Source organism: Nitrosococcus watsonii C-113 (assembly GCF_000143085.1).
Taxonomy (GTDB): domain Bacteria; phylum Pseudomonadota; class Gammaproteobacteria; order Nitrosococcales; family Nitrosococcaceae; genus Nitrosococcus; species Nitrosococcus watsonii.
Map to the genome: position 1 here is coordinate 2,163,568 of NC_014315.1, position 18,174 is coordinate 2,181,741.

Below are 18,174 nucleotides of genomic sequence, written 5' to 3' on the forward strand. Positions count from 1 at the left end.
AATATGCGCTATGTCTAGCTCCAATGATGGCACTTACCAGCTTATCTTGTGCACTTGCCCCGACCAACAGACGGCAGAAAAACTTGCGACCCTGCTAGTGGAGAAACGACACGCCGCTTGCGTAAATATTGTCCCGGGACTGACATCAGTGTACCGTTGGCAGGGAAAAATCGAAACGGATAGTGAATGTCTGCTATTAATAAAATCCCATGCTGCCCATTACCCGGCACTGGAACGGCTCATAGAGGAACAACATCCCTATGAACTTCCAGAAATTATTGCGGTCCCTATCGGCAGGGGCCTGGATGGCTATTTGCATTGGATAGACAAAGAGTTACGCCAGCGATTATGAGAATATTTCTTGCTTTGGCTTTAATACTACTTGGCAATACTTCAGCTACTGCGGGTCTGCTAGACCGGCTGGGGTTCGGAGAAACGGAGAAGCCTCCACTGCTGAAAGTTGATCAGGCTTTTATCTACAATGCCGCGGTGGAAGATGGCAACACCATTATGGCCCGGGTGAATATCGTCGAGGGCTACTATTTATATCGGGATAAATTCGCCTTCCAGATATTGGATGCGCAGGGGGTTAAGATCTCCACAGTGAAACTACCGTCTGGCAAAATCAAAGAAGATCCATTTTTCGGCGCCACGGAGGTTTATGAAGGCAAAACTGAACTCCAAATCCCCATTAGCCTAAATCGACAGGGCACAACGCCCGAGACGGTCACCCTAGAGACATCCCTGCAAGGGTGCTCCGAGATTCACGGAATCTGCTATCCCCCCGCTACTCAGAAGATTAGCCTGGAACTACCCTCACCTTCCATTGACGAAAGAGGCTCCGTAGCAGCAGATTCTGACCTAACGCCGGGGCAAACCCCTACTACTGCCCTATCTACCCAAGACCGCATCGTTCAAACCCTATTTAATGATCAGATCTGGCTTACCCTAGCTGCTTTCTTCGGCTTTGGATTATTATTATCTTTTACGCCCTGCGTCTTTCCTATGATCCCTATTTTGTCAGGGATCATCGTCGGTCAAGGCAAGAACATCACGACTTGGCGTAGCTTTATGCTGTCCCTTGCCTATGTCCTTGCCATGGCGCTCACTTATACCGTGGCGGGCATTGTCGCCAGCTTACTCGGAGAAAATCTCCAGGCTACCTTCCAGCATCCCGGTATTCTAATTGGTGCTAGCTTGGTCTTCGTATTGCTGGCTCTTTCTATGTTTGATTTGTACCACATCCAGCTACCTACCCGACTCCAGACACGGCTACTTCACCTCAGCCAGAAACAAAAAGGGGGCACCCTGCTAGGAGCGGGACTAATGGGCTTATTTTCGGCTCTTATTGTCGGCCCCTGTGTCGCTCCCCCCTTGGCGGGCGCCCTCATCTATATTGGCGAAAGCGGGGATGCCTTATTAGGTGGCTCGGCTCTATTCGCCTTAAGTATGGGAATGGGAACGCCCTTGCTATTCCTCGGCGCTTCGGCAGGCAAGCTTCTGCCCCATGCCGGTAGTTGGATGCAACCCATCAAGTATCTCTTTGGAGTTTTATTACTTGCCGTAGCTATCTGGCTCCTCTCGCGCATCCTACCCCAGGCGATCATCATGCTTCTTTGGGGCGCGCTATTTATTATAGGCGCCGTCTATCTCGGGGCGCTGGAAACGCTAGGGCCGGACACTACTGGCTGGAGCAGACTGTGGAAAGGAACCGGACTCATCTCTTTAATTTATGGCACCTTGCTCATCATAGGTGCTGCAAGCGGCGGAGGCACAGAGTGGCAACCCCTGCGGGGATTAACCGTGGCAAGTTCCGCCAACACACCAACCAGCAGCGCTGAAAGTCTCAATTTCCAGCCTGTAAAAGGTATCCAAGGACTCCAGCTTGCGCTCCAAGGAGCGGAAGAGCGTTTGGTTATGCTAGACTTTTACGCTGATTGGTGCGTGGATTGTAAGCGAATGGAAGCTACTACCTTTAGCGATCCCACAGTGAAAAATGCGCTTCGCAATACCCTCTTGTTACAAACTGATGTCACCGCCTACGATGACCAAGATAAGGCATTGCTTAATCAACTTTCTCTTTATGGCCCCCCCTCAATACTCTTTTTTGGCCCGGATGGAAAGGAACTTAGGCAAGTTCGGCTTATTGGTCAAGCTTCGCCGGAAGAGTTTTTGCGGCACTTACAACAGGTAAACGCTTTGCTGGCACAGAAGACACCCAAAGGAGCATAGACTTGAATAAAATTATCCGCTGGCCTTTAATCCTCACCGCGGCTCTGTTAGCCGGAATAGGGGGGTATATTCTATATCAAGCGCAGCAAGATGCCCGTCCTACCACGGGACCCATTCGGCCAGTGTTTAAACTTCCGGATGTCAATGGAACCGAGCATGATATCCGAGAGTGGGATGGCAAGGTCGTGGTTATTAACTTTTGGGCAACCTGGTGCCCACCTTGCCTAGAGGAGATCCCTGAATTTATTGAGTTACAACACTCCCTGGGAGAACAGGGACTCCAGTTCATTGGCGTAGCCATTGACAGGCCGGATAAAGTCAAGACCTTTATCAAGGAGCACGGTATCAACTATCCTATTCTTGTAAGCGAGGAAAAAGCGCCTAGGGTGGCTATGGATTACGGTAACGAACTGGACGTCGTTCCTTATACTGCCTTCATTAACCGGGCTGGCCAGGTCGTCTATACTCACGCGGGGGTCTTAGACAAAGAAACCACAAAAAGCTATATTTTGCCCTTGCTATAGTCGCATGCCCTATATTTATCCTAGCTTGAGACAAATACAGGGAAAGCCATACTTAATAAAGTAACTGCTATATTCTTATCTATATTTCCAAACATGAGAGAAGAAGTAGCTCAATTTTATCTTAGTATTACCGACCACAGATCGCTAACATCTAGACATTTACCAGCAAAAAGTGCACAATTCGCGGCAGTTTAATAGGCTATCTAGGTGATAGGAAACCATTGCATCGGTCTTGTTGAGTTACTTACACCCAAAATCATGGCAAATCTATTGGTCATTCACGGTCCTAATCTTAATCTGCTTGGTACCCGAGAACCCAAATATTATGGCTCCATCACTTTAGAAGCTATTAATAGCAATTTAACGCGTCAAGCGACTCAAGCAGGCCACCATTTAACTTGTTTCCAAGCCAATGCGGAACATATTCTCATTGAACATATTCACAATGCTGGCCATCAAGATATAGCGTTTATTATTATTAATCCGGCGGCTCTCACCCATACCAGTATCGCTCTGCGGGATGCCTTAGCAGCGGTGGCCATACCCTTTATCGAAGTGCATCTATCCAATATCCATGGGCGGGAAGCCTTTCGCCATCATTCCTATTTTTCCGATATTGCCGAGGGGGTTATTAGCGGCTTAGGGCCTACAGGTTATGAGCTAGCTTTACAAGCGGTATTCGCCCGCCTATTGCCTCCCTAAAACTCATTCCAACTAACGATGTTTTTTCTGATTTAGACGAGACCTTTATGGACATACGAAAGATCAAGAAGTTGATAGAGTTGCTCGAATCTTCTGGTATCGCCGAGCTAGAAATTCGTGAAGGAGAAGAATCTGTCCGTATTTGCCGTCATAGCCAAGCTACGGCCATTTCCGCGGTGGCGCCAACGCCGGCACCAACCGCGACCGCCCCTGAACTCCCACCCCCCAAAGAGACGGCTCAGAAAGAAGAAGAAATTCCGCCCGGGCATCTTGTGAAGTCACCCATGGTGGGCACTTTTTACCAGTCTGCAACACCAGGGACAAAACCCTTTGTAGAAATTGGACATCAGGTAGCAACGGGTGATGTATTATGCATCATTGAAGCTATGAAAATGTTCAATCAAATCGAGGCCGATCAAGGGGGAGTCATTGCCGCTATCCTCGCTGAGAATGGACAACCCGTGGAATATGATCAACCCCTCTTCGTCATAAAATAATGCCATGCTGGATAAGATCGTTATCGCCAATCGGGGCGAAATCGCCTTACGCATCCTTCGGGCTTGCTGGGAATTAGGACTCAAAACCGTAGCCATCCACTCTGAGGTGGATCGCGAGCTCAAGCATGTTCTACTAGCCGATGAGACGGTTTGTATCGGTCCCGCGGCATCTTCTCAAAGCTACTTGAATATCCCCGCCGTGATCAGCGCCGCCGAGATTACTGATGCCGTCGCCATTCATCCAGGTTACGGTTTCCTAGCCGAGAACGCCGATTTTGCCGAGCGAGTCGAACAAAGCGGCTTTGTCTTTATCGGGCCGCGACCTGAAACCATTCGCCTGATAGGTGATAAAGTTTCCGCTATCAAGGCCATGAAGGCTTCTGGCGTACCATGCGTACCTGGCTCCGAGGGACCCCTCGGAGAAGATGACGAGGAAAATATAGCCATTGCCAAGGAAATCGGCTATCCGGTCATGATTAAAGCTTCGGGGGGAGGAGGAGGCCGAGGAATGCGAGTCGTTCATTCCGAGGCGCATTTGCCCACCGCTATTTCCCTTACCCGGAGTGAAGCCAGCGCCGCCTTTGGCAATGACATGGTTTACATGGAAAAATATTTGGAAAATCCTCGCCATGTGGAATTCCAAGTTCTGGCTGACACCCACGGCCAAGCCATCTATCTCGGCGAACGGGACTGCTCCATGCAGCGCCGCCACCAGAAAGTTGTTGAAGAGGCGCCTGCCCCAGGCATTACTGATGAGCAACGGCAACGCATAGGGGAAATTTGCACCGAAGCCTGCCGCAAGATGAGTTACCGAGGAGCGGGTACGTTTGAATTCCTCTATCAAGATGGCGAATTTTATTTCATTGAGATGAATACCCGAGTCCAGGTGGAGCATCCCGTAACTGAAATGATCACCGGGATAGACATTGTCAAGGAGCAACTCCGTATCGCTGCCGGGGAGAAACTCAGTTATCGCCAGGAAGATATCATGATCCACGGGCACGCTATTGAGTGCCGTATCAATGCCGAGGATCCCACTAATTTCATGCCCAGCCCAGGAACGGTGACAAGATATCATGCGCCTGGTGGTCCAGGCATCCGGGTAGATTCCCACCTATACGCTGGCTATACCGTCCCTCCCTACTACGATTCTTTGATCGGCAAACTTATTGCCCATGGAGAAACCCGAGAAGCGGCTATTGCGCGCATGCAAATTGCGCTCACTGAGCTGGTCATCGACGGCATTAAGTGTAACGCGCCTCTTCATCAAAAAATCCTCAGCAACACCCATTTCCAGGCTGGCGGCACTAATATCCATTACTTAGAACGAATGTTGGGACTATAATCTCTACTTTTAGCTATTGATGCCTTCTTGGATTCAGCTTCAGCTTGAAGTCAATGCCGACCACGTTGAACGCTTGTCCAACCAATTAAGCGAAGCAGGAGCAGTAGCAGTTACGCTACTAGATGCAACTGATCAGCCGCTTTTCGAACCGCCGCCGGGAGAGACCCCTTTGTGGTCTCGGACTCGGGTGAGCGCCCTATTCCCGATGGCCGCTGATCCGGATGCTTTGCTACAGGAGCTAAAACAGAGCTGGACTCCGGACTCGTTTCCTTCTCACCACTGGGAAATTTTAGCGGATCAAAACTGGGAGCGGGTCTGGATGGACCGCTTTAAACCCCTACGCTTTGGCTCACAGCTTTGGGTTTGCCCAAGCTGGCTTCCTCCCCCCGAGCCGGAAGCAGTTAACCTCTTTCTTGATCCGGGCCTTGCCTTCGGCACGGGCACGCACCCAACCACCGCATTATGCTTGGAATGGCTAGCCAACGCCAATCTCAACCAAGCTCTTATTATCGATTATGGCTGTGGTTCTGGCATCCTAGCTATTGCCGCCCTTAAACTGGGCGCCACTGCTGCTGTTGCGGTGGATCACGATCCCCAGGCCCTATTGGCTACCCGGGAAAATGCCGCCCGCAATGGAGTTATCTCTCAGCTCCAAGTCTCGTCACCGTCTGAGCTTACTGAAATAAAGGCAGGTTTCTTGGTCGCTAACATCTTGGCGGAACCTTTACTAAAATTGGCTCCTCTCTTTGCTAGATTGACTTACCCTAATGCTTACCTCGTTTTATCAGGCATCACCTCCGATCAAATTCAACAAATCCTTCAAACCTACCATGATTGGTTTACCTTTGGTACTCCCATAATCAAAGAGAATTGGGTGCTGCTGGCTGGACATCGTCGTTAGATAAGAAGACATATTGCCTTATTGCAAATCAAATATTTTTATAGACCTCTTCTTCCTCTTCATGCTGTAGGGTTTCGAGCAAAAAGCGGGGAATTTTACGCGAGCCCTCATCACGCAACCGTAATGCCAGATCGATACGCACCGCAGCATTGATGAGCCCCAAGTAGCTAAATGCCTGCGGGAAATTACCGAGCAACTCTCCGGTCTCTGGTACAATCTCCTCAGCGAGCAGTCCAAGGTGATTAGAGGCCTCAATATGGGCCATGAATACCCGCTGCGCTTCCTCAATCCGCCCCGCCATTGCAAGCAACTCGGCAAGCCAGAAGCCGCATAGTATAAAGGCACCCTCCTTCCCTCCAACGCCATCGAAGTTTTGGTAGCGATAGAGAAATGGCCCATACCCCAATTCGCTGCGGAGCCAGTCGATCGTTGCGAGCATATGCGGATCCTGTGGTTTTACAAATCCATGCAGAGGCAACAGCAACAGCGCCGCGTCAGGTTCCTCTAACCCATAAGCCATCACGAAATGTTTCTGGCGGGCGTCTAGCCCACGCGCCCACAAATCCCTGCGAACCTGGCGGGCAGCGGCCGCCCAACATACCTGCTTTTCGGTTGCTCCGAATAAATAGGCGAGTCGAGACCCACGCTCAAGAGCCAACCAGCTCATCAGCTTGGAATGTACATGATGGTGCTTACTGTCCCGCCGCTCCCAGATTCCATGGTCAGACTGCTGCCAGCGCGAGCGTACCTGCTCAATAATAGTGGCAATACGGCGCCAGGCACGCAGAGTAATCAGACCGTTACATTGTTCATGGGTAAACGCCGCGTTAACCAATGCGCCAGCAGTGTCTAGCTGAATCTGAGTACGGGCTCCATTGCCAATCCGCACAGGCTTTGATCCGTGGTACCCTGACAGGTGAGACAGAATCCGCTCCTCAGGCACGGGCTGTCCATCAACTTGGTACATTACCTCCAAGGTTTCCGTATGTTCGAGTATATCACGTACAAAATGGAAAAAATCCCGTGCTTCAGCCCTATAGCCGATGAGATTAGCCGCATGGATTGCCATAGCACTATCCCGAGTCCAAGTATAACGGTAGTCCCAATTGCGACGGCCACTAATCCACTCCGGCAGGGAAGTTGTTGGTGCAGCCACCATTACACCCGTAGGCGCGAACATCAGCAGCTTGAGCAATAGTGCTGAACGCAGCACGTGAGAGCGCCATGGCCCATCATATTGCAGCCTTTGTGACCATTCGCGCCACCGATGCCGGGTCGCGCGCAACAGTTCAGCCGGTCGGTAAGCCATTATCGGCTCAGACCGTGGCGCATTCCAAGATAGTATCATCCATCGCTGTTCTCCTTGGTTTAGCCTCATAGGGGCTTGCACTCCCCTCCTGGCTCGTGGCTCCCACTGCACGGAATTGCCTCCCAACACTGCCACAAGCGTTTGGCCCCCTTTACCCCGCGCAATAATGCCATGTGCTTCACGTTGCATAGAAGGAGTGTATTCGCCATAATCGAAACGCGGGTCAAATGTCGCCATCAATTCGACCGAGCCCTCGATGCACTGTATTCGCCGATGTATCTCATGGGTTGACAATCGTGGATCATTCGTCCAAGGCATAAAATCAGTAAGTTGTACCACCCCTTTCCCTTCAACTAGGAAGAGCGTTTTAAGGACATTGGTACCGGAATCGTATCCCTGCAGACTCTTAAACGGCCGATGCGCCGGGGTAAGCGCAGTGATCCCACCCTGTTTGGGATCGAGAAGCGCCGCAAACACACTGGGACTATCAAAACGGGGCAAACATAACCAATCAATTGCTCCATCAGCCCGCACTAACGCGCAGGTAAAACCGTCGCCTATAAGGCCATGGGCACCAATAGGCAATTTTTCTTCCGCTTGGGTAAATACAAAAGGGCTAGCTAGCCCTTTTGACGCTGTATAAAGATCCACTCTATAAACTCTCCCCTCATAAAAACAGCAAAATTTACCTTTCACAGAATTCCATATGGCTAGCATTGAATCCGAAAGATCCGCTAGAGGCCTCTTTATATTATAATTAACAAGGCGGAAATCAATTTGAAACAAGATTAAGCCTTTATCCAGCTCTCTGCCGAGGGTATGATAATCGTCCCTCAGGTAATTCCTTTTAGTATTTCGAACTAGACTCGCGAGCAACCGCTCGCCGGGATATAGGAAATTTTGGCAAATGATCGACGAGCCAAGAGTGGTGGCCACATGAGCGACAAGCCCGCGCAAACCAAACACAAACTAACCATTAGCGAAGAACACCGTGACTCATCCATTAGCGAGTGCCTCCGACAGGCACTTGATGAGTATTTCGATCGTCTTAATGGCTATGATCCCACCGATCTCTATGGGATCGTAATGAAAGAAATTGAACCCCCACTCCTGAAAATCACCTTGAAGCGTACCGGAGGTAATCAAACCAAAGCCGCTAAATTTCTTGGTATAAATCGCAGCACCCTTCGCAAAAAGCTAAGACAATACGGTATCAACGCTGCTGGCTAATATCGCCCCCTGCACAGCAGGCAGCGTTATTGCAGACTTTATTTTTCACAGCTTAAAATCCTCAAGATAAAACCTTACCAAAAAAATCTATGAAATCCATAGCCCGTGCCCTTATCAGTGTCTCCGATAAAATCGGAATCGTCGCTTTTGCGCGCCAACTCCAGGCGTGGGGGGTGGAGATTCTATCTACCGGTGGCACTGCCCAATTGCTCCACAAGCACAATATCAGGACAATGGAGGTCTCCACCTATACCGGTTTCCCAGAAATGATGGGGGGGCGTATCAAAACGCTTCATCCCAAAATCCATGGAGGCATCCTGGGGCGAAGGGAAATCGATGCCAACATTATGGCGAAACATAATATTGCCCCCATCGATCTGGTAGCCGTCAACCTTTATCCCTTCCAACAAACGGTGGCAAAACCAGATTGCGACTTGGCCGCCGCCATCGAGAATATCGACATTGGCGGACCCACCCTGCTTCGAGCCGCGGCTAAAAACCATGCGGCGGTGACCGTCATTGTCAATCCAGAGGACTACGAAAAAGTTCTTGGTGAAATGGAAGTAAACCATGGAGCGCTCTCCTCCGCTACCCGCTTTGAACTGGCAGTGAAAAGCTTTGAGCACACCGCACGTTACGATGCCGCCATTGCCAATTACCTAGGAGCACTCACTCCGAATGACGAAAAGAGCATATTTCCCCACAGCTACAACGTTCAATTTACCAAAAAGCAAGCAATGCGTTACGGGGAGAATCCACATCAACGGGCGGCCTTCTATGTAGAACAAGCCCCGCCAGCAGGAACCATTGCCACCGCCCAACAATTACAAGGCAAGACACTCTCTTTCAACAACATTGCGGATACGGATGCCGCTTTAGCGTGTGTTAAAGCTTTTCACGAGGGTCCTGCCTGCGTCATTGTAAAACATGCCAATCCTTGTGGAGTGGCTATGGGAACAGATCTGCAAGATGCCTATGAAAGAGCCTATGCTGCTGATCCAATTTCCGCTTTTGGTGGCATTATTGCTTTCAACCAGCCATTAGATCCAGCTACTGCAAAAGCCATCATCGAGCGCCAATTCGCCGAAGTGATTATTGCCCCTGCAGTCACAATAACGGCCCAAGAGGTACTCACGTCCAAACCTAATATCCGGGTCTTGGCCTGTGGTGAATGGCCATCTCAAGCTGCCGCTAGTTGGGACTATAAGCGAATTGTTGGTGGCTTATTGCTCCAGGACCAGGATATCGGTACAGTACCTTTAGAAGCACTTCGAACCGTTACGGAACGCTCCCCTACTCCCCAGGAATTAAAGGATCTCCTCTTTGCCTGGCACGTGGTGAAGTTTGTCAAATCTAATGCTATTGTCTATGCCAAGAATGGGCAGACCATAGGCATTGGCGCCGGGCAAACAAGCCGGGTAATGAGTAGCCAAATTGCAGGACTTAAAGCAAAAGAGGCAGGTTTCTCAACCCAAAATGCGGTCCTGGCCTCAGATGCTTTTTTTCCCTTTCGGGATGGTCTGGAAGCCGCTGCTAAAGCAGGAATCCGTGCTGTTATCCAGCCAGGGGGTTCCAGGCGGGATGAAGAAGTCATTGCCGCTGCCAATGAATGGGGCATGACGATGCTCTTTACTGGAATGCGCCATTTCCGCCACTAACCTTAGCCCAGTTAAACGGCTGGCCCATTCAGACGACAAGCGTACCATCAAAAGCAGAAAAACCAATGGCCTAAATGATTTTCTTCCAGTTAAGACTTCCGCTCCTTCCAGTCAGCTTTTATGATGGTCTCTAATTGTTCTTCAAACTAAGAGCCAAAAATTATGATCAGAGCAGGTATCGTAGGTGGAACGGGATACACAGGCGTTGAACTACTACGTCTACTGATTAGCCATCCCAATGTTGAAATCGTAGCCATCACCTCACGCACTGAAGTAGGCATTCCGGTGAGCAAATTATTTCCAAACCTCCGGGGCCATTTGGATATTTGCTTCACGGAACCTGAGCCTACCCAGCTAGCCGCCGAATGCGATGTGGTTTTCTTTGCAACTCCCCATGGAGTCGCCATGGATATGGTACCCGACCTGCTCGCACAAAACACTCGAGTCATTGATTTATCCGCTGATTTTCGCCTTACTAATCCTGCCATATGGGAACAATGGTATGGACGCCCCCACGCTGCTCCCGATTTATTGGCCGAAGCAGTCTATGGTCTCCCGGAAGTTAACCGGGAAGCCATTCGCCAGGCTCGCCTAATCGCCTGCCCGGGTTGTTACCCCACTGCGGTCCAACTTGGATTTCTTCCCTTGCTAGAACATCAATTAATTGACCCCAGTCGGCTTATCGCCGATGCAAAATCAGGCGCCAGCGGAGCAGGCCGCAAAGCAGCCCTAGGAACCCTTCTTTGCGAGACAGGTGAGAACTTTAAGGCCTATAGTGTTAGCGGACACCGACACTTACCTGAAATCATTCAAGGACTTCAATGGGCCAGCCGCTCCTCCGTGGACTTAACCTTTGTTCCCCACCTTATCCCCATGATTCGGGGAATTCATGCAACTCTTTATGCCCAGCTTGAGCGTGATGAGGTTAATCTCCAAGAACTTTATGAGCAACGTTATGCTGCGGAGCCCTTTGTGGATGTATTGCCGCCGGGAAGCCACCCAGAAACCCGTAGCGTTCGGGGAAACAATATGTGCCGCCTCGCTATCCATCGCCCATCGGCAGGCAACACCGTAATTGTGCTTTCAGTAACCGATAACCTAATAAAAGGCGCCTCCGGCCAGGCAATACAAAATATGAATATTATGTTTGATCAAGAAGAAACATGCGGCTTAACTCACATTGCTGTCATACCGTGATCGCTAAATTCGCCTAAATATAAATGGCAAAAAATACTGCCCCCCGTCTCGTCATCAAGGAACACCGCCCCTGGCGCGGATGGCTCTTGGGTTTTGTCTTAATTATCTTCAGCGGAACGGTTGGCTGGTTGCTTTCCTACTGGCTTCCTCCGCTGCCAAAACAGATCCTCAATAGCAGCAATTCCCCCTTACCGATATCCATCTCCCAAAAACAACTTTCTCACCTACAACAGGAAAATAGTCGTCTGCAAGAACGCCTAGCCCGGCTCCAGCAAGAATTAGAAGTCGAACAATATACCCGTGCCGATCTCAACGCCAATCTAGTCAGCTTACAAGATGAGATGCAGGAACTTACACGCCAACTGTCAGTTTATAAAGGGCTGACGGAGTCCCTTGAGGAGCAAGGCATCCATATCCACGACCTTAAGTTTAGCAAAACGGCAACGGAGCGGTTACTCCATTACCGCTTGGTGCTCACCCAAGGCCGCAGAGTAGACCATCTGACCCAGGGCCAAGTACACTTTGTCATTCACGGCGCATTAAACGGGAAACCCGGTCAGCTTGAACTCGATGCCCTCTCCAAGGGCAATCCCCTTCGTTTTAAATTTAAATACTTTCAAATTCTAGAAGGAGAAGTATTTCTGCCAAAAAATTTTAAACCAACCCGGGTAAAAGTTACCCTACTTCCCAAGGAGCATCCTTCTAAAGTCGTGAAACAAACCTTCAGCTGGAAATCATTAGAAGGCTAGAGCAAAAAGAGATATTTTCTAATAGCTCAAATTGACCGCCTTTCCTTAGGAGAACGCAAATGTTCAATCGCAAAAAAAAATCCAAATGCCGCGCTCAGCTCGATACCTTAATCGGACAACATACCCGCCTGATAGGAGATATTACCTTCAGTGGCGGACTACGCGTGGAGGGCCATGTAAAAGGAGATATTATCGCCGAAGATGAAGACTCTCTATTGATCATCAGCCAAGATGGAAGCATTGAGGGCAATGTCAAAGCCCCTTATATCATTCTTAATGGTTCAGTCACAGGAGATATCCACGCCAGCGAACATATTGAACTCGCCTATCAGGCCCAAATCCACGGAGACTTGTATTATTATCTTATCGAAATAGCAATAGGCGCCAAAATTAATGGCAATTTGATTCACCTGGAGGAAAACCAGATTCCTAGACTCAAGCTCGCTGCCGAGTCGGAGGAGGAAACTCCACTATCCATATCCGGTCTTAAGGAAGGTAGCCCTTGACTGATCCAGTAAGTTTTAGATAATTAAAGAGTAATTTAAAATTTTGGAGAGCATCCCATCATGAATGCAACTAATGCCATGCTAAATTCATTAATATTTACCGATACTGCTGCTGGTAAAGTCAAAGAACTGATTAAGGAGGAAGGCAATGAGAAGCTGATGCTGCGGGTATTTATCACCGGCGGCGGGTGTTCAGGCTTCCAATATGGCTTTACCTTTGACGAAGCTTCCCATGAAGGCGATACCCAAGTGAAAAATGGTGGGGTTACCCTGCTCATCGATCCCACAAGCTATCAGTACCTGGTAGGCGCAGAGATCGACTATACCGAGGGGCTGGAAGGCGCTCAATTTGTTATTCGCAATCCCAATGCCGAAACCACCTGCGGCTGTGGCTCTTCCTTTTCGCCTTAAAGGGCCACTTTATTTTAGCAGCATATCCCCCCACCAATAGGGGCGCATTCATACTTTCATCCAGGTGATACAGCGTTTATGAGCAAGTCTTACTATCGTTATCACGTATTTTTTTGTACTAACCAAAGAGATGATGGTCGCCCCTGCTGCCAGAATCATGATGCTTTAGCCATTCGAAACTATGCTAAGGAAAAAGTTAAGGCACTGGGGTTAGCGAGGCGTCGCCAAGTGCGTATCAACACTGCAGGATGCCTTAATCGGTGCGCCCAAGGACCCGCTATGGTAGTTTACCCTGAAGGGACTTGGTACACTTACACTACCCGCAAGGATATCGATGAAATCATTACCGAGCACCTGATGAACGGCCAGCCGGTTGAGCGCCTGCGGATTTAATAGGGAACCCCCCTATGAAGAATGGCCATCATCAGAGCCGTTTCCCAGGGAATTAATGGACTCGAGGGAATACTGCCACAACAAGGCAACTCCGCCGGGAACCAGCCTTTATTATAGCCTCCTCTTTGTAACTGAGGCTCAGCGGCACGCCGTTACCGCGCTTTATGCTTACCAAAAGGAAATCGTCGGCATTGTGGCCGAATGTTCGGATGTCAGTGTTGCCCAAACTAAGCTCCAGTGGTGGCAAGAGGAAATTACCCGTCTATTTGCGGGTTGCCCCCGGCATCCAGTAACCCAAACCCTGGCTACTCCCGTTAAAACCTATGATCTCCCTCAACGCTCTTTCCTGCAGGTGATTGGAGGAGCCGCGAGCGATCTAGGACAATCGACCTATCCTTCTTTTCAAGCTCTGACCACCTATTGCTACCAAATTGCTGGAGTGATTAGCTTAATGGCAGCTAAAATCTATGGTTATCAGGACTCGGAGACTCGAACATACGCTGAAAAGCTTGGAATTGCCCTACAGCTGACCCATATTCTGCGCAATGTACGTCAAGACGCCGATCGGGGCCGCATTTATCTACCTCAGGAGGAGCTTGCTCGCTTTCAGGTCTCGACGGAAACTATCTTCACTAGCTATGCTAACTCTCAAGGTATGACTGCCCTCCTCGCCCATCAAGCCGGTCAAGCCCGCCACTATTTTCACAGCGCCTTGGCGAACCTAGGGAAACATGATCGCCAAACCCAGTGTGCCGGCCTAATCCAAATGGCACTCGGCCTAAATATCCTAGATGCCATGGAAGAAGATGGCTACCCGGTCCTGCAACGGCGAGTTTCACTGACTCCGTTGCGTAAGCTTTGGATCGCCTGGCGCACTTCGCGCCGCGCCCAACAGGGTCTTATTCCTCAATGCTAATAAAAATCAACCTTGCTTCCGACCTTGCCTACCCCTTCGATTATTTTTACTGCGGGATTGAAGCCCAGTAATGCGCCGCTCTACTCCCCCTATCTCTAACAAAGCCTTAAACTCAGAGGGTTCCAGGAAGCGCCAGCGGCCCATGCGCAACCCAGGAGGCAAACTGACTGGACCAAAACGAATGCGTATCAGCCGACTCACTTGAATCCCCTGGGATTCCCAGAGGCGTCGAACTTCCCGCTTCCGTCCCTCCCGGAGTATGACATGATACCAGTGATTAGCGCCTTCACCGCCAGCATCCAGTATTCGCTTAAAACTGGCTAGACCATCCTCCAATTGCACTCCCCTCTGTAAGCGCTCAAGGGTAGCTTCCGTGACAGCACCCAAAACCCGCACAGCATATTCCCGCTCCACTTGAGTGGAAGGATGCATCAAACGGTTAGCCAGCTCACCGTCGGTCGTGAATAATAAGAGACCAGAGGTACTGATATCCAAACGCCCAACGCTTACCCAGCGGCCCTGCCGTGGGCGAGGCAAAGACCGGAACACAGTCGGGCGCCCTTCCGGATCTTTGCGGCTACAGATCTCGCCTGCCGATTTATGATAAAGGATGACCTGGGAAGAAGGAGCCTGCAACCGTCTAGGCGATAAGGGCCTCCCATTAATAGTCACCTGATCCTCATCCGATACCTTGTCGCCCAACTGCGCGGGAATACCGTTGATTCGGACTCGGCCCGCCTTAATCCACGCTTCAACTTCCCGGCGGGACCCTAGCCCTCCCCGGGCCAATATTTTTTGTAGGCGTTCTGCCACAGAATCAGTACCTTTCTTTCCGCTAGCTACTGTTTTTGTGACGTTTCATTGGGAGCAAGGGTAGATTCGGCAAGGAACTTTTTAGAGGGTGATGGACCTTTTTCTAGGACCACGCCCTCTTTACTTAAACCGCCTTCTACCACAGTAAGCACTATTTGAGATTCACCTAGAGTCTTTACCTCCGCCAGAGAGGGTAATTCGTCTAGGCTTCTAAGATTAAATTGGTCCAAAAATTTGCGGGTGGTACCATATAGGGTAGGCCGCCCCGGGACCTCTCGATGCCCAAGTACCTTAATCCACTCCCGCTCTTGCAAGGTCTTCATAATAGAACTGCTGACGGAAACGCCGCGAATTTCTTCAATTTCCCCTCGGGTAATCGGCTGACGATAAGCAATAAGGGCCAAGGTCTCTAAAAATGCCCGCGAATAGCGGGATGGGCGCTCTTCCCAGAGTCTGGATATCCAAGGCGACAGTTCCCGGCGGGCCTGAAAACGATAGCCGCTATGGATCTCCTTCAGCTCAATCCCGCTGTTTCTCCAGTCTACCGCCAGTTCCTCGAGGATGTTGCCTATCTGGCTGCGGGAAGGTTGCATCCCCTCATCAAACAGTTTACTCAGTTGTTCAATCGTCAAGGGCCGATCCGCCGCCAGCAGAACGGCTTCAATAATGTTTTTCAGAGAACACACTTCACTCATGCGGCTACCGCCCGCACATGGAGGGGACCATAGGCTTCAGCCTGAACCACTTCCAGCAGGGATTCTTTAATTAGCTCAAGGATTGCCAGGAAAGTGACCACCACCCCCAAGCGCCCCTCCTCTGGATTTAGTAAAGCAGTAAATTCAAAAAAGCTATCCGCCTCAACCCGGCTTAGCACCTCTCCCATACGTTCCCGTACCGATAGAGTTGCTTGGGCCACATGGTGATGGCTGAACAAATCTGCCCGAGCCAGCACTCCTTTAAGCGCAAGCAAGAGATCAGTTAACTCAAGTATGGGCTGTGGTTTGATCACTTGTCCAGGGGGAACATAAACTCCGGTCTCGAAGATATCCCGGCCCACGCGAGGCAATGAATCCAAATCCTCGGCCGCTTTTTTATAACGCTCGTACTCTTGCAGACGGCGCGCCAATTCCATTCGGGGATCTCCCTCTTCCTCAGCACTCTCCGGGGGAGGGGGCAAAAGCATCCTAGATTTGATTTCTGCAAGCCAAGCTGCCATTACCAGATACTCCGCTGCTAATTCTAAACGCAGCTCACCCAAAATCTCTATGTATTCCATATATTGACGAGTGATAGCGGCAATCGGAATATCCAAAATATCCAAATTCTGCCGCCGAATCAGATAAAGTAACAGATCTAACGGCCCCTCAAAAGCCTCAAGAAAAACCTCTAGGGCATCAGGAGGGATATAAAGATCGGTAGGTAATTCAGTAATGGGCTGCCCACGAACGACAGCTAGCGCCGATGCTTCTGAAGAAGACGAGGTTTGCCCGGATAATTCGCTCATAGCTACGATTTCAGCGGCATTTTAGTTAACCATATCGCTTCTGGGCGATTTAGCGATAGGACAATCCCATTGCTTGGCGCACCTCCGCCATTGTCTCGCGGGCCACTTCGCGGGCCGCCTCGTTACCCTCTTTGATAATCCGTTGGACCTCCTCGGGATGGCGGGCATATTCTTGTGCCCGTTCCCGAATAGGCTTTAGTTCAGACTGAATAGCATCAATAATAGGCTGCTTGCAGTCCAAACAACCAATACCTGCTGTTCGGCATCCTTTCTGAACCCAGCCCTTCACCTCCTCGTCAGAGTAAACCTTATGGAATTGCCAGACCGGGCATTTTTCGGGATCGCCGGGATCGGAACGCCGCACGCGGGCTGGATCCGTAGGCATGGTGCGGAGCTTCCGTTCTACTTGCTCAGGCGGCTCGCGCAAGGCAATCGTATTGCCATAGGATTTAGACATTTTTTGCCCATCGAGCCCCGGCATACGGGCGGCGGGGGTCAGCAAGGCTTGCGGTTCCGGCAGAATGACTTTCCCTTCCCCTTCCAGGTGCCCGAATAGACGTTCCCGATCACCGAGGGTAAGATTTTGCTGCGTTTCCAGAAAAGCACGAGCTTTATCCAAAGCTTCCACATCTCCCTGCTCCTGAAAGCGCCGGCGCAATTCCCGATAAAGCTGGGCGTTTTTCTTACCCATTTTTTTTATAGCCGCTTCCACCAACTCTTCAAAGCCTGGTTCACGGCCATAGAGATGATTAAAACGCCGGGTAATTTCCCGGCTCATCTCCACATGGGGAACCTGATCTTCTCCTACCGGAACCCGGGTTGCTTTATAAACGAGAATATCGGCGCTTTGCAGTAGCGGGTAGCCCAAAAAACCATAAGTCGCCAGATCCTTCTCTTTTAATTTTTCCTGCTGGTCCTTGTATGTCGGTACCCGCTCCAGCCAACCAAGGGGGGTTATCATGGAGAGCAGAAGATGCAACTCCGCATGCTCAGGTACCTTCGACTGAATAAACAAAGTCGCCGCCGAAGGCTCAATTCCCACAGCCAGCCAATCAATGACCATATCCCAGACGCTATCAGTAATGACCTGGGGATTTTCGTACTCCGTCGTCAAAGCATGCCAGTCGGCCACAAAGAAAAAACAGTTATATTCATGCTGCAACTGAGCCCAATTTTTTAGTACGCCACGATAATGGCCCAGATGCAACTGTCCAGTTGGGCGCATTCCGGAAAGCACGCGCTGGGATTGCAGGGAACTCATGGCCATGCGCTTAATCTTCCTTTCAC

The 18,174-nt window shown here is 50.3% G+C and carries 20 protein-coding genes; 15 read left to right on the plus strand and 5 right to left on the minus strand.

Translation table 11 applies throughout. From position 1 onward, the window contains the following. The first annotated feature begins 10 nt into the window (after nt 1-10). The 7 genes from cutA to prmA all read left to right on the plus strand — a co-directional run bounded on the left by cutA (nt 11) and on the right by prmA (nt 6,201). Complete coding sequence (gene cutA, locus NWAT_RS09665) at nt 11-352, plus strand: divalent-cation tolerance protein CutA (protein ID WP_013220901.1); 342 nt, start codon at nt 11-13, stop codon at nt 350-352. Further along, a complete protein-coding gene (gene dsbD / locus NWAT_RS09670; protein ID WP_013220902.1) occupies nt 349-2,232 on the plus strand; it encodes a protein-disulfide reductase DsbD in 1,884 nt (627 codons plus the stop codon). The genes cutA and dsbD overlap by 4 nt, the downstream gene beginning before the upstream one ends. 2 nt (nt 2,233-2,234) lie before the next feature. Then, entirely contained in the window at nt 2,235-2,756 is a 522-nt protein-coding gene (locus tag NWAT_RS09675; RefSeq protein WP_013220903.1) for a TlpA family protein disulfide reductase, read from the plus strand. A 258-nt stretch (nt 2,757-3,014) separates the two neighbouring features. Further along, a complete protein-coding gene (gene aroQ / locus NWAT_RS09680) occupies nt 3,015-3,458 on the plus strand; it encodes a type II 3-dehydroquinate dehydratase (protein ID WP_013220904.1) in 444 nt (147 codons plus the stop codon). A gap of 47 nt (nt 3,459-3,505) precedes the next feature. Beyond that, nucleotides 3,506-3,955 carry an acetyl-CoA carboxylase biotin carboxyl carrier protein gene (gene accB, locus NWAT_RS09685; protein WP_013220905.1) on the plus strand — a complete coding sequence of 150 codons (450 nt, stop codon included), beginning with the start codon at nt 3,506-3,508 and terminating at the stop codon, nt 3,953-3,955. A gap of 4 nt (nt 3,956-3,959) precedes the next feature. After that, complete coding sequence (gene accC, locus NWAT_RS09690) at nt 3,960-5,300, plus strand: acetyl-CoA carboxylase biotin carboxylase subunit (RefSeq protein ID WP_013220906.1); 1,341 nt, start codon at nt 3,960-3,962, stop codon at nt 5,298-5,300. A gap of 19 nt (nt 5,301-5,319) precedes the next feature. After that, nucleotides 5,320-6,201, plus strand: a complete 882-nt coding sequence (prmA, locus tag NWAT_RS09695; RefSeq protein WP_013220907.1) for a 50S ribosomal protein L11 methyltransferase — start codon at nt 5,320-5,322, stop codon at nt 6,199-6,201. A gap of 28 nt (nt 6,202-6,229) precedes the next feature. Here prmA and NWAT_RS09700 read toward each other — a convergent pair whose 3' ends face one another. After that, nucleotides 6,230-8,161, minus strand: coding sequence for a glycoside hydrolase family 15 protein (locus tag NWAT_RS09700; RefSeq protein WP_013220908.1), 1,932 nt, complete (start codon nt 8,159-8,161; stop codon nt 6,230-6,232). A gap of 285 nt (nt 8,162-8,446) precedes the next feature. Here NWAT_RS09700 and NWAT_RS09705 point away from each other — a divergent pair, with 285 nt between their 5' ends. The 8 genes from NWAT_RS09705 to hpnD all read left to right on the plus strand — a co-directional run bounded on the left by NWAT_RS09705 (nt 8,447) and on the right by hpnD (nt 14,570). Further along, a complete protein-coding gene (locus NWAT_RS09705; protein ID WP_013220909.1) occupies nt 8,447-8,740 on the plus strand; it encodes a helix-turn-helix domain-containing protein in 294 nt (97 codons plus the stop codon). Nucleotides 8,741-8,829: 89 nt separating this feature from the next. Then, nucleotides 8,830-10,398: a bifunctional phosphoribosylaminoimidazolecarboxamide formyltransferase/IMP cyclohydrolase gene (gene purH, locus NWAT_RS09710; RefSeq protein ID WP_013220910.1), complete on the plus strand. Its 1,569-nt coding sequence runs from the start codon at nt 8,830-8,832 to the stop codon at nt 10,396-10,398. 162 nt (nt 10,399-10,560) lie between these two features. Beyond that, the gene (gene argC / locus NWAT_RS09715; RefSeq protein WP_013220911.1) at nt 10,561-11,595 is read left to right on the plus strand and encodes an N-acetyl-gamma-glutamyl-phosphate reductase; all 1,035 of its coding nucleotides are present in this window, start codon (nt 10,561-10,563) and stop codon (nt 11,593-11,595) included. Between the two features lie 23 nt (nt 11,596-11,618). Then, entirely contained in the window at nt 11,619-12,344 is a 726-nt protein-coding gene (locus NWAT_RS09720) for a DUF6776 family protein (protein ID WP_013220912.1), read from the plus strand. A 59-nt stretch (nt 12,345-12,403) separates the two neighbouring features. Further along, nucleotides 12,404-12,850: a bactofilin family protein gene (locus tag NWAT_RS09725; protein ID WP_013220913.1), complete on the plus strand. Its 447-nt coding sequence runs from the start codon at nt 12,404-12,406 to the stop codon at nt 12,848-12,850. A gap of 60 nt (nt 12,851-12,910) precedes the next feature. After that, nucleotides 12,911-13,261: an iron-sulfur cluster insertion protein ErpA gene (erpA, locus tag NWAT_RS09730; protein WP_013220914.1), complete on the plus strand. Its 351-nt coding sequence runs from the start codon at nt 12,911-12,913 to the stop codon at nt 13,259-13,261. A gap of 78 nt (nt 13,262-13,339) precedes the next feature. Continuing rightward, the gene (locus tag NWAT_RS09735) at nt 13,340-13,654 is read left to right on the plus strand and encodes a (2Fe-2S) ferredoxin domain-containing protein (protein WP_013220915.1); all 315 of its coding nucleotides are present in this window, start codon (nt 13,340-13,342) and stop codon (nt 13,652-13,654) included. A 55-nt stretch (nt 13,655-13,709) separates the two neighbouring features. After that, nucleotides 13,710-14,570 carry a presqualene diphosphate synthase HpnD gene (gene hpnD, locus NWAT_RS09740; RefSeq protein ID WP_013220916.1) on the plus strand — a complete coding sequence of 287 codons (861 nt, stop codon included), beginning with the start codon at nt 13,710-13,712 and terminating at the stop codon, nt 14,568-14,570. 6 nt (nt 14,571-14,576) lie between these two features. On the opposite strand, the gene rluB is transcribed toward hpnD, so the two are convergent. The 4 genes from rluB to NWAT_RS09760 are packed head-to-tail and all read right to left on the minus strand — an operon-like array spanning nt 14,577 to nt 18,154. Beyond that, on the minus strand, nt 14,577-15,383 hold the full coding sequence (gene rluB / locus NWAT_RS09745) for a 23S rRNA pseudouridine(2605) synthase RluB (RefSeq protein WP_013220917.1): 807 nt from the start codon (nt 15,381-15,383) through the stop codon (nt 14,577-14,579). Nucleotides 15,384-15,409: 26 nt separating this feature from the next. Next, entirely contained in the window at nt 15,410-16,078 is a 669-nt protein-coding gene (gene scpB, locus NWAT_RS09750) for an SMC-Scp complex subunit ScpB (protein WP_013220918.1), read from the minus strand. Then, nucleotides 16,075-16,887, minus strand: a complete 813-nt coding sequence (locus NWAT_RS09755; protein WP_013220919.1) for a segregation and condensation protein A — start codon at nt 16,885-16,887, stop codon at nt 16,075-16,077. Before NWAT_RS09755 ends, scpB begins: the two co-directional genes overlap by 4 nt. Nucleotides 16,888-16,936: 49 nt before the next feature. Then, on the minus strand, nt 16,937-18,154 hold the full coding sequence (locus NWAT_RS09760) for a tryptophan--tRNA ligase (RefSeq protein WP_013220920.1): 1,218 nt from the start codon (nt 18,152-18,154) through the stop codon (nt 16,937-16,939). Nucleotides 18,155-18,174 lie beyond the last annotated feature (20 nt).